The following is a 10748-nucleotide window of genomic DNA, read 5'->3' on the forward strand; positions in this document are numbered from 1 at the left end:
TTGCGCATGAGCCGAGAGGACATCGGCAACCTGCTCGGCCTGCGGATCGAGACCATCAGCCGCTGCCTCTCCCGGCTGGAGAGCGACTGGGCGCTCGACGTGCGGGGCAGGCGGATCCGCATCAAGGATCAGGCGCGCCTGCGCCTGCTGGCGCGGGGGCTGGCCGCGCTGGAGCCCGCATGAAACTCAGGCGGGCTCCGGTTCCTCGCCGCGGACCAGCATCACCGGGACCGGGCTGCTGCGCAACACCAGTTCGGCGTCGCTGCCCATCACCAGCCGCGAGAAGCCGCGCCGGCCGTGCGTGCCCATGACGATCAGCTGGGCGGGGGCCTTCTTCGCCTCTTCGATGATGGCGTCGCAGATGCGCAAGGCCGGGTCGCAGAGCACCACGCTCTCGACCGCAACACCCTTCTCGCGCACGCGCGCGGTCGCCTCGGCCACCAGCTTCTCGCCCGCGGCCTTCCAGTCCTCGATCAGCTGTTCCGTGGGGGCGTAGCCGGCAACGCCCTGGATCAGCGCGCGCAGGTCCACCACATGGACGAGGCGGATCTTCGACGACAGTGCGGCGGCCAGCTTGATGGCTTCATCCAGGCCATGCTGCCCCTGCGTGCTGTGATCGATCGGGACCAGGATGCAGGCGTACATGGGCTTTCTCCTCGTTGAACGGGTGGTTTGCAAGCGCCCAGTGTGCGTTCCCGCGAAAGGCTCGCGCTTGAGCGAGGTCAAACGGCAAGGTCAAGCGGCAGGGCCAAGCGCGAGGGGTGGCGGCATCAGGTCGAGATCCACCACGTCGAGGTACTCCGGGACAGAGCAGCCGTACCCGTGCCGCTCCTCGATCGCCTGGCGCAAGGCATCTGCGGGCACCGGCTCGCCGTGCGTGACGAACACGTGACGGGGCTTGGCCGGCAAGGCACCCGCCCAGCGAAGAAGTTCTTCCTGGTCCGCGTGGGCCGACATCGAATCCAGGCAAACCACTTCGGCCCGGATCGGGATGTGCTGGCCATGGATCTTGACGGTCTGCGCACCCGACACCATGGTCGCCCCGCGCGTGCCCGCGGCCTGGAAGCCGGCGAACACGATGCTGTTGCGCGCATCCGGCGCGAAGGCCTTGAGGTGATGCAGCACGCGCCCACCCGAAGCCATGCCGCTCGCGGAGATGATGATCGAAGGCACGCGCAGGCTGTTGAGCCGCTTCGACTCTTCGAGGCTGTTCACGATGCGCGTCTCGCTGCACATCGCTTCGCACTGGGCTTCGTCGAGGCGGTGCTCCGCCCGGTGCTGGCGGTAGAAGCGCGTGGCGTCGGCCGCCATCGGGCTGTTGAGGAACACCGGAATGTCGGGAATGCGCCTTTGCTGGCGCAGCAGGTGCAGCGCGTACATCAGCGCCTGGGCACGGCCCACGGCAAAGGCCGGGATCACCACGATGCCGCCCCGCGCGGCCGTGCGGCTCACGATCTCGGCCAGCGCGCTCAGGGCATCGGCCCCGCCGTGCAAGCGGTTGCCATAGGTCGATTCGATCACCAGCCAGTCGCAGGCGACGGGTGGAGACGGCGGCGCCATCAGCAGGTCGTCGTTGCGGCCCAGGTCGCCCGAGAACAGGATCGAGCGACGACCCCACGCCACATGCACGCTGGCCGCACCCAGCAGGTGCCCGGCGCGCCGCAGCGTGACGGAGACGCCGGGAATCGGCTCGAACGCCGTCTCGAACGGCACAGGCCGGAACGCCGTCAGCGCCGCGCGGGCGTCGTCTTCCGTGTAGAGCGGCAAGGCCGGCTGGTGCTTGGAGAAGCCGTGCCGGTTCGCGTAGTCGGCCTCTTCTTCGAGGAGCCGGCCCGAGTCGGGCAGCAGCAGGCTGCACAGGTCGCGCGTGGGTGCCGTGCAGTGCACGTGCCCCTTGAAGCCCGCGTGGCGCAGCCGGGGGATGTAGCCGCTGTGGTCCAGGTGCGCATGGGTCAGCACGATCGCATCGATGCCGCCGGGCGGGACCGCGAGCGGTGCCCAGTTGCGCAGCCTCAGCTGCTTGAGGCCCTGGAACAGGCCGCAGTCGATCAGGAAGCGGCGGCCCTCGTGCTCCAGCAGGTACTTGGAGCCGGTGACGGTGCCGGTTCCGCCGAGGAAGGTGAGCTTCACGTGAGAACTCCTTCAGGAGGCAAGCCGGCCGAGTGCGCGCAGCTTGTCCAGCCACTTGCTGCGTGCCTTGGCGTCCATGTCATCGACCAGGCCGACCAGCGTTTCATGGATGGGCGCCACGCCCGCGAAGCCCAGGATGTTGCGCTCCAGGGCCTTCAGGCTGTGCGCGCGGAAGTACCAGCGGTACACCAGGGCCGGCATGCCCATGGTGACGACGATGCGCGCCGAGCGGCCCTTGAGCAGCTTCTTTGCCATCGCGGCAACCCCTTCTCCCTTGGCGAGCGCGAAGCCGGGGCGGGCCACCTGCTCCAGGAAGCCCTTCACCAGCGCCGGCATGCCGCCCAGCCACAAGGGAAACACGAGGACGATGTGCTGGGCCCAGGCAATGGCCTCCTGGGCCGGCAGCAGCGCGGGCGGCAGGCTGCCGCTGTCCCACGCCTGCTTGCTGCGCAGCAGCGGGAAGTCGATGTCGGCCACAGTGATGGTGCGGACTTCATGCCCCGCGGCCGCCGCGCCCTCGGCATACGCCGCTGCCAGTGCGTGGCAGAAGTGGGGCTGGCTCGCGTCGGGGTGGCCCTGCAGGACGAGGATGCGCCGGGATGTGGTGTCGTTCATGACGGCACAGCCTAGGCGTGCGGCCAGGTCGCGGCTTGACCGCCGTCAAGGAATCGGGCGGGTGGCTGTTGCGTGCGCCTTCTTGGGCCGCCTTGACTCATGTCAACCCGCTTCGGCTGCTGCCGCTTAGGCTCGATGGAGTTCGCAATGGCCGGAGAAACATGTCATCTCAAGACCCGACGACGCCGCCAGACCAGCAGGCGCTTGCCGGCATCCTCGACACGGTGCTCGATGCGGTGATCACCATCGATGCACGGCACCGCATCCGTCTCTTCAACCGCGCCGCAGGCCAACTCTTCGGGTATGCGCCGGCCAGCATGCTGGGCGAGCCGCTGGAGCGGCTCATCCCGCTCGACAGCCGCGCCGTGCATGCCGAGAAGGTGACGCACTTCGCCGAAACCGGCAAGTCCGCCCGGCCGATGGGCGTGACGCGCACGCTGACCGGCCTGCGCTCGGACGGCAGCGAGATCGCGATCGAAGCCTCGATCTCGCGCATGGGTCGGGGGGACGATGCCCTGATGACCGCCGTGATCCGCGACGCGACGCGCCAGCGTGCGCTGGAGCAGGCGCGCGAGGCCTATGCCAGCGCCGAAGCCGCCCACCGCGCCAAGACGGAGTTCATGTCGCGCATGAGCCATGAGCTGCGCACTACGCTGAATGCCGTTGTCGGGCTGACACGCCTGCTCCAGACCGCAACGCGGGAGCGGCTCTCGGCCGAAGAGCACGAGCGGCTCGGCCTAGTGCTGGCGGCGGGCGAACGGCTGCGCGCCCTCATCGAGGACATGCTGGCCCTGGGCGTGCACTCGGTGGAAGCACCCGCGGCGGGCGAGCTGCCGAACGACCCGCCGCCCAATGCCGAGCCTGCCGGGCACGTGCTCTACATCGAAGACGAACCCGTCAACGCGCTGCTGGTGGTGGAGCTGCTGCGCTGCTGGCCGTTGGTACGCGTGTCGGTGGCCGCCGACGGGCAGACCGGGCTGGACATGGCACGCAGCGGGCAACCCGACCTCATCCTGCTCGACATGCACCTGCCCGACCTCGCCGGCTTGCAGGTGCTCAGGCGCCTGCGCGAAGACGAATCGACGCGGCACATCCGCGTGGCGGCGCTGTCGGCCGGCGGCATGCAGGACCAGGTGGCGGAGGCTCTGGCCGCCGGTGCCGCGCGCTACTGGACGAAGCCGATCGATTTCAGCCCCTTCCTGGCCGGGCTGCGCGAGTTGCTGCCTGCGGCTCGCGTCAAGGCGAAGGCGCGCTGAGCACCCTGTACGCCCCATCGCGCCACACGACCAGGCGCGTGCCCCGCAACTCGCGCCAGGCCAGCAGCCAGCGCGCGAGATCGGCGCTGTCTTCGATGGGGTGGTCGTTCATGCCGACGACGATGTCGCCCAGCTGCAGGCCGAGCACGCGCCCCATGCCATCGTCCTTCAGTGCACTGATGAAGGCGCCGCTGGCATAGCGGCGTCCGGCGGCCAGCGCCGCCGATGGCGCCACGTCCTCGAAGCTCGCTCCCAGGCGCGGCCGTGAGGCGCTGCCATGCTGCAACTCATGTGCGATCTGCAGCACCACCCCGATCGGGATCGACAGGCTGACGCCGGCTGTGCCGTAGGGGCCCACCACCGTGCGCAGGTTCATGCCGATGATGGCGCCCGAGGTGTTCAGCAGCGGCCCGCCGGAGTTGCCGGGGTTGAGCGACAGGTCGCTCTGGATGTAGAAGCCATCTGTGTCCTCAGCGAAGTGCCGCGCGCGGCCGGCCACGATGCCGGCGACCACCGAGCGTTGCAAGCCGAAGGGTTCGCCCACGGCCAGCACCCAGTCACCCGGGCGCGAGGCCGCGGGCCGCCCGAAGGTCGGCACCGGCGACGCCACGCCACGCACGCGCAGCACCGCGATGTCGACGTCTTCGTCGGCGCCGATGAGTTCGGCCACCACCACCTGCAGGTCAGCCGTCTTCACCAGCACCCGCTGGCTGTTCGTGACCACATGCGCGGCGGTGACGAGCGTTCCCTTGCCGTCGATGAAGAAGCCTGCGCCGATGGTGGCCGGGCTGGGCGAGACGGTCCAGGGCGACCTCTCGACCGGCTTCGCGCGCTGCAGGGCCTGCGGCTCGAACTCGATCACGCCGGATTCGCTGTCGAGGCCTTCGCCGTAGACCGACACCACGCTGGGCAGCGCCGCGCGCAGCGCCTCGGAGAAGCCGGGCATCTGCTGGTGGGCCCCCGCCGGCCCGCACAGGGCCAGGGCGAGCTGGAACATCAAGGCATGGGCGAGCGAGCGAAGGCGCATCCCTCACTCTACGAACCGCCCTCCCGGGGACAGTTGATCCGGGTCAAGCCCCGACGGTGGACACCTGGCCGTCAGGGAGCCGTCCGGGCGCGAAGCAAGCGCAGCCCGTTGAAGACGACCAGCAGGCTGGCGCCCATGTCGGCGAACACAGCCATCCACATGGTGGCGCTGCCGAACACGGCCAGCACGAAGAACACGGCCTTGATGCCGAGCGCCAGGGCGATGTTCTGCCACAGGATGGCGCAGGTGCGCTTGGAGAGGCGGATGGTCTCGGGCACCTTGCGCAGGTCGTCGTTCATGATGAGCACGTCGGCCGCTTCCTTGGCCGTGTCGGTGCCGGCGCCGCCCATGGAGAAGCCCACCGACGCCGCGGCGAGGCTGGGCGAGTCGTTCACGCCGTCGCCCACCATGCCCACCGGCTGGCTTGCCCGCAGGCTGGAGATCGCATTCAGCTTGTCTTGCGGCAGAAGGCCGGCCTGCACCTCGGTGATGCCGACCTGCGCGGCGATGGCGTGTGCGGTGGAAGGGTTGTCGCCGGTGAGCATGACCGTCCGCACGCCCAATGCCTGGAGGTCGGCGATGGCCTGGCGGCTGGTGCCCTTGGTGGTGTCGGCCACCGCAAAGAGCGCCAGCACGTGGTCGCCATCGGCCAGCAGCGAGACCGTGCGGCCCTGCATCTCGTGCTCGCGCATCGTGGCTTCGAGCTCGTCCGAGCAGTGGCCGCGCTCATGCACCCAGCGGTGGTTGCCCAGCACGTAGGTGTGGCCGCCAATGGTGCCGTGCACCCCGAAGCCCAGTTCGGCGCCAAAGCCGTCGACCGGCAAGGTCTCGCCGGCCAAGCCCGCGGCCAGCGCCTTCGACACCGGGTGGTCGGAGCGGCCGGCGAGGCTGCGTGCGATGCGCAGCACCTGCTCCTGCGGTATCTGCTGGGACAGCATGAGTTGCGCCACCAGCCTGGGCTGGCCTTCGGTGAGCGTGCCGGTCTTGTCCAGCGCCATCACCTGCAGCTTGCGCGCCTCTTCCAGGTAGACGCCACCCTTGATGAGGATGCCGCGGCGCGCTGCAGCGGCCAGCCCGCTGACCACCGTCACTGGCGTGGAGATGACCAAGGCGCAGGGGCAGGCGATGACGAGCAGCACGAGCGCCTTGTAGACCGCCGTCAGCCACGGCCAGCCCAGCAGGAACGGCGTGCCCAAGGCCACCGCCAGCGCCAGCACGAACACCGCCGGCGTGTAGACGGCGGCGAAGCGGTCGACGAAACGCTGCGTCGGCGCACGCTGGGCCTGGGCCTCTTCGACGGTGTGGATGATGCGGGCGAGCACGGTGTCGCTCGCCGGCTTGGTCACCTCGAACTCGATGGCCCCGCTCTGATTGATGGTGCCGGCAAAGACCTCGTCGCCCGGCGCCTTGTCGACCGGGATGCTCTCGCCGGTGACCGGCGCCTGGTCGACGGCACCCTGCCCCGCGCTCACGCGGCCATCGAGGGCGAAGCGCTCGCCGGGCTTGACGCGGGCGGTGCTGCCCACGGCCACCGTCTTGGCGTCGACGCTCAGCCAGCTGCCATCGGGCTGACGGACCTCGGCCTGCGGCGGCGACAGCGCGAGCAAGCCGGTGATGGCGTGGCGCGCACGCTCGACGGAACGCGCCTCGATGAGTTCGGCCAACGAGTACAGCGCCATCACCATCGCCGCCTCGGGCCACTGCCCGATGACGAAGGCCCCGGCCACGGCCACCGACATCAGCGCATTGATGTTGAGCCGGCCGCGCAGCAAGGACGACAGGCCCTTCTGGAACACGCTCAGGCCCGACAAAGCGATCGCACCGGCGGCGACCGCCATGCCCACCACCTTCCAGGCGAGCGTGTCCGGCGCGAAGAAGTGAACCAGCTCGGCCGCGACGGCCACGCACAGCGCCGCCACCAGGCGCAGCAGTTCGGCGCGTTGGGCCTTGGCGGTGTCTTGCGCCGGCGGCGGCGCGGACAGCGTTTCCGTCTTGAAGCCGGCGGCGGTGATGGCGGCCGTGACGGCAGCCCACGAAGCAGCCGGTGCGTCGATGCTCAGGGCGCGGCTGGGCAGGTCGAACTGAAGCCGTCGAACCTCGGCGAAGCCTTCCAGCGCGCGGCGGATCTGCCCCTCTTCGGTGGGGCAGTCCATCGCCGGAATGCGCAGCAGCAGTGCGCCCGGCGCAGCCGCAACGGGAACCGGCGCACTCGCCGACCCGCAGCACGCGTCTTCGTGGCCGTGGTCGTGATGGGGGTGGGAATGCTCGTCGTGCTTGTGTTCGTGGGCGTGCATCTGGATGGTGTCTGCAGGTTCCTGCCCATTGGAACACCTCGTGAAGAGGCCCTAGAAGCTCGTCTTCGTCTTGACCAGGAACTGCACGCGCTTGATGTCCGGCGTGGTGTTCAGCGGGCTGGCCACGTCGAGGTGCAGCACGTTGCCGAAGGCCGAACGCGCACTCACGATGCGCAGGCCGACGCCCACGTCGCTCAGCCAACCTGGGTTGCTGAGATTGGTGTTGGGCCCGCCCCAGGCATGCCCCACGTCGGCGAACACCGCGGCACCCACGTGGAACAGGCGCCACACGTACCAGTCGGTGTAGAAGCGCTCCTCCACAGTGAAGAGCGCCCGCCTCGTGCCGGTCTGGTAGCGCAGCGGGTAGCCGCGCAGGCCGTTGTCGCCGCCCAGCATCAGCAACTGGTCGATCTCGGAGTTGGTCAGCATGTCGGCCGAGGCGCCGGCGTAGAACAGCGCATTCGGCCGCAGCCGCAGGTAGTACTGCATCTGCCCGCCCAACTGGTGGCGCTGCAGCTGGCCGTCGGCGTACTGCCCCGAGGTCTGGGCGGCGGCCATGAGCGTCTGGTCCGGGCTGGGTTCGAAGCCGCGGCTCAGGGTCCACTGGTACACCAGCGCGTCCGCGCTCGAACCCAGGCTGCGGGTCGCCAGGCCCAGTTGCAGCATGGAGTTCAGGCCGATGGCAAAGAACTCGGGCCGGCCGATCAGGTTGCGGTTGAGTTCGCGGTCGAAGCGGTCTTCGACCAACTCGTAGCGGACGAAGGGGTAGACGAGCTTCTGGTCGTCCGGCAAGTCCGAGGGCGCCACCATGCCGGGTTCGGGCAGGTAGGTGTTGTCACGCAGGCCCATGCCGAGCGAGTAGCGCTGCGTCCAGCCGTTGACCAGGCCTTGGGACCAGCCGCCGAAGACTTCGGCCTCCTTCAGGTGGTGCCGATACTGGCTCTCGACCTCGCCGGTGTTGTAGACCGGGTCGATGCGGTCATCGCGCAGCACACTGAAGCCGGCCGACCAGCGCGAATCCAGCGCATAGAACGGCTGGCGCACGGTGAAGGCGTCGCGCCGGCCGTCGCTGTTCGTCGCATGCGCGAGGTTGAATGCGACGCGCGACCCGAAGGCGTGGTCGGTGCCGAGCGAGAACTCGTTGCCCGACCGGTCGACGCCTTTCGTGTGGCCCAGGCTGAGCGCCATGCCGGAGCCGAGCAGGTTGTATTCCCGCAGGCTGAAGCCACCGGTGTTGACGCCCCCGGCCCGCCCCAGCGAGACGCCGGCGTCGAGCGACCAGGTGTCGCGCGTGACCACGTCGATGTCGACCACGCCATCGTGGTACGCGGCGGGGCGGAACTCCACCGAATACAGGTAGCGGCTCTCCCGCAGCAGCCGCTCCGACTCGTCCAGCTTCTGCAACGACAAGGGCTCGCCGCTCTTGAACAGCAGGGCATGCTCGATGACCGAGGGCCGCGTCTCGATGTGCATGCCGTTGGCCAGGCGGAACAGCCAGTTGTCTTCGAGCGGGTCGGTGGTGTCGAAGATGTCCTTTGCGACCACGCGGATCACGCCGACGCGCGCACCGGCCGCTTCCAGCTCTTTCAGCGTGGGCAGAGGGTCTGGTTGCGCGGCCAGGGCGAATGGCAAGGAGCACAGCAGGGCGAAAACCCCGCGCAGGCCGGCTCGCGTCGGCCGGGGATGAGCTCGTCGTACGGTGTCTTGCGTCAAGTGATGTTCGAGCTCGTCGGTGTCTTGGCGGCGAGTGTTGCGGGCAAGGCTTAAACGATGCTTAACCCCAGTTCGCACCGCCTGAACTTAGTGCCCGCCCACCGGCGGGGCTTGATCTGGCGCAAGAAACCAAGCGTCTCATCGTGTCGGCGCGGTGGCGCGAAAGCGGCTCGGGTTGGCGCCGGCCACCTTCTTCATCAGGCGGCGCAGCGCGGTGGCGTCCTGGTAGCCCACCGATTCGGCCACCTGGTCGACCGACATGCGGCTGCTTTCGAGCAGCGCCCGCGCGCGGCGCAGCTTGACGCTGTGCACCAGCGCCAGCGTGCTCTTGCCGGTGGCGCGCTGGATGTGCCGGGCCAGCGTGCGCTCGGACATGCAGAACTCGCCGGCCAGCTCGGTGACGGAAGGCACCTTGGGCAACGCCGCTTCCACCCGTGCCGTCAGCCGGGCCACCAGCTCGTTGCCGCTGGCCAGCACCTCGGGCACCACGAACGGCGCCTGGGCCTGGCGCGCGTCGATCAGCAGCATGCGCGAGACGGCATCGGCCAGCGCCGAACCGCAGTGCGCGCGCAGCAGGTGCAGCATCAGGTCGGTCTGCGCGAAGGCCGCGCCGGCGGTGGTCACGGGGCCGTCGGTGCACACCATGCGGTCGGCGTCGACGGTGCATTGCGGCTCCATGCGCTTGAGCAGTGGCGCAAGCCACCACGAGGTGGTGGCCTTGCGCCCGCGCAGCAGGCCGGCTGCCTGCAGCAGGAACACCGCCGAGCACGACGCAGCCACCTGCCCGCCTGCGGCCACGTGGCGCGCCACGGCGGCCACCACCTTGCGCACATCGTCCGACTGCATGCGCTGGCGGATCGCGCCCGCGGTATCGAGGCCCAGGCCGGGGATCAGCCAGGTCGAGCGGTCGTCGCGGCTGCGCAGCGGCAGGCGCGTGGTCTGCACGGCCAGGCGGGTTTGAAGTGCCACCGGGCCGCCATCGACCGAACACAGCCGCCAGCGCGGCGCGGCCACGCCGGCACGCACCGCCAGGGCGCCTGCGGCGACCAGCATGTCGTTGGTGACGGAAACGCTGCTGGGGTACGCCCCTTCGAGAACAACCACGGTGAAATCGTGCATGTCTGTTTTTGCCTGAAAGCAGTCAGAAGCGACACTGCCATTCTGGCCACGGAGCACCTCCAATACAAGCTCCTGAACAAGAAGGAGCACGCATGGCCACCGCCCGCCGCCTGGACGCCGACGACCCACTGGACGACTTCGAGCCGCGCCAGATCACCCTCGACGGCGAGGCCAAGCGCGTCTACCTCGCCGGCAGCGGCCCGGCCGTCATCGTGATGACCGAGATGCCCGGCATCAGCCCGCAGGTGGCGCGCTTTGCGCGCTGGGTGCGCGACGCCGGCTTCACCGTCTACATGCCCTCGCTCTTCGGCCGCGACGGCGCGGTGCCGCAGGCCGAGGACGGCGTGGCCGTGTTCCGCCGGGCCTGCGTGAGCGCGGAGTTCCGGGCCCTGGGTGGCGGCAACCAGTCGAGCCCGGTCACACGCTGGCTGATGGCGCTGGGGCGGCTGGCGCACGGCGCGTGCGGCGGCCCGGGCGTGGGGGCCATCGGCATGTGCTTCAGCGGCAATTTCGCGTTGACCATGATGCTGGAGCCGGCCGTGCTCGCGCCCGTGCTGTCGCAACCCTCGCTGCCGCTGGACGACCCCGCTGGCC

10 protein-coding genes are annotated in these 10748 nt (G+C 69.6%); 3 read left to right on the top strand and 7 right to left on the bottom strand.

Features of this window, described 5'->3' with window-relative positions; translation table 11 throughout:
* Nucleotides 1–183, top strand: a 183-nt coding sequence (locus tag VFL64_RS21615; RefSeq protein ID WP_489542452.1) for a helix-turn-helix domain-containing protein, incomplete at its 5' end; no start/stop codon positions are given.
* 3 nt (nucleotides 184–186) lie between these two features.
* Here VFL64_RS21615 and VFL64_RS21620 read toward each other — a convergent pair.
* The 3 genes from VFL64_RS21620 to VFL64_RS21630 form a co-directional block, all read right to left on the bottom strand.
* A complete protein-coding gene (locus VFL64_RS21620; RefSeq protein ID WP_489542453.1) occupies nucleotides 187–645 on the bottom strand; it encodes a universal stress protein in 459 nt (152 codons plus the stop codon).
* Nucleotides 646–735: 90 nt separating this feature from the next.
* Nucleotides 736–2130, bottom strand: coding sequence for an MBL fold metallo-hydrolase (locus VFL64_RS21625; protein WP_489542454.1), 1395 nt, complete (start codon nucleotides 2128–2130; stop codon nucleotides 736–738).
* Between the two features lie 12 nt (nucleotides 2131–2142).
* Complete coding sequence (locus VFL64_RS21630) at nucleotides 2143–2745, bottom strand: NAD(P)H-dependent oxidoreductase (protein WP_489542455.1); 603 nt, start codon at nucleotides 2743–2745, stop codon at nucleotides 2143–2145.
* Between the two features lie 161 nt (nucleotides 2746–2906).
* On the opposite strand from VFL64_RS21630, the gene VFL64_RS21635 reads away from it, so the two are divergent.
* Nucleotides 2907–4001 (top strand): ATP-binding response regulator, encoded by a 1095-nt coding sequence (locus VFL64_RS21635; RefSeq protein WP_489542456.1) that lies wholly within the window; start codon nucleotides 2907–2909, stop codon nucleotides 3999–4001.
* On the opposite strand, the gene VFL64_RS21640 is transcribed toward VFL64_RS21635, so the two are convergent.
* The 4 genes from VFL64_RS21640 to VFL64_RS21655 all read right to left on the bottom strand — a co-directional run bounded on the left by VFL64_RS21640 (nucleotide 3982) and on the right by VFL64_RS21655 (nucleotide 10154).
* Nucleotides 3982–5028 (bottom strand): S1C family serine protease, encoded by a 1047-nt coding sequence (locus VFL64_RS21640; RefSeq protein WP_489542457.1) that lies wholly within the window; start codon nucleotides 5026–5028, stop codon nucleotides 3982–3984. The genes VFL64_RS21635 and VFL64_RS21640 overlap by 20 nt on opposite strands.
* Nucleotides 5029–5099: 71 nt before the next feature.
* Nucleotides 5100–7322, bottom strand: a complete 2223-nt coding sequence (locus VFL64_RS21645) for a heavy metal translocating P-type ATPase (protein WP_489542458.1) — start codon at nucleotides 7320–7322, stop codon at nucleotides 5100–5102.
* Nucleotides 7323–7373: 51 nt separating this feature from the next.
* Complete coding sequence (locus VFL64_RS21650; RefSeq protein ID WP_489542459.1) at nucleotides 7374–8954, bottom strand: BamA/TamA family outer membrane protein; 1581 nt, start codon at nucleotides 8952–8954, stop codon at nucleotides 7374–7376.
* Nucleotides 8955–9173: 219 nt separating this feature from the next.
* Nucleotides 9174–10154, bottom strand: coding sequence for a GlxA family transcriptional regulator (locus VFL64_RS21655; RefSeq protein ID WP_489542460.1), 981 nt, complete (start codon nucleotides 10152–10154; stop codon nucleotides 9174–9176).
* A gap of 92 nt (nucleotides 10155–10246) precedes the next feature.
* Between VFL64_RS21655 and VFL64_RS21660 the strand changes: the two genes are divergently transcribed.
* The coding region (locus VFL64_RS21660; RefSeq protein WP_489542461.1) for a dienelactone hydrolase family protein at nucleotides 10247–10748 on the top strand (502 nt) is incomplete at its 3' end.

It is taken from the genome of Rhizobacter sp., from assembly GCF_035702065.1.
In the GTDB taxonomy this organism is placed as follows: Bacteria; Pseudomonadota; Gammaproteobacteria; order Burkholderiales; family Burkholderiaceae_C; genus Rhizobacter.

Bases quoted from the DNA above. Each gene is read 5' to 3' on its own strand.
- VFL64_RS21620 (WP_489542453.1), bottom strand. From the start codon at position 645: ATGTACGCCTGCATCCTGGTCCCGATCGATCACAGCACGCAGGGGCAG.
- VFL64_RS21630 (WP_489542455.1), bottom strand. From the start codon at position 2,745: ATGAACGACACCACATCCCGGCGCATCCTCGTCCTGCAGGGCCACCCC.
- VFL64_RS21635 (WP_489542456.1), top strand. From the start codon at position 2,907: ATGTCATCTCAAGACCCGACGACGCCGCCAGACCAGCAGGCGCTTGCC.
- VFL64_RS21640 (WP_489542457.1), bottom strand. From the start codon at position 5,028: ATGCGCCTTCGCTCGCTCGCCCATGCCTTGATGTTCCAGCTCGCCCTG.
- VFL64_RS21645 (WP_489542458.1), bottom strand. From the start codon at position 7,322: ATGCACGCCCACGAACACAAGCACGACGAGCATTCCCACCCCCATCAC.
- VFL64_RS21655 (WP_489542460.1), bottom strand. From the start codon at position 10,154: ATGCACGATTTCACCGTGGTTGTTCTCGAAGGGGCGTACCCCAGCAGC.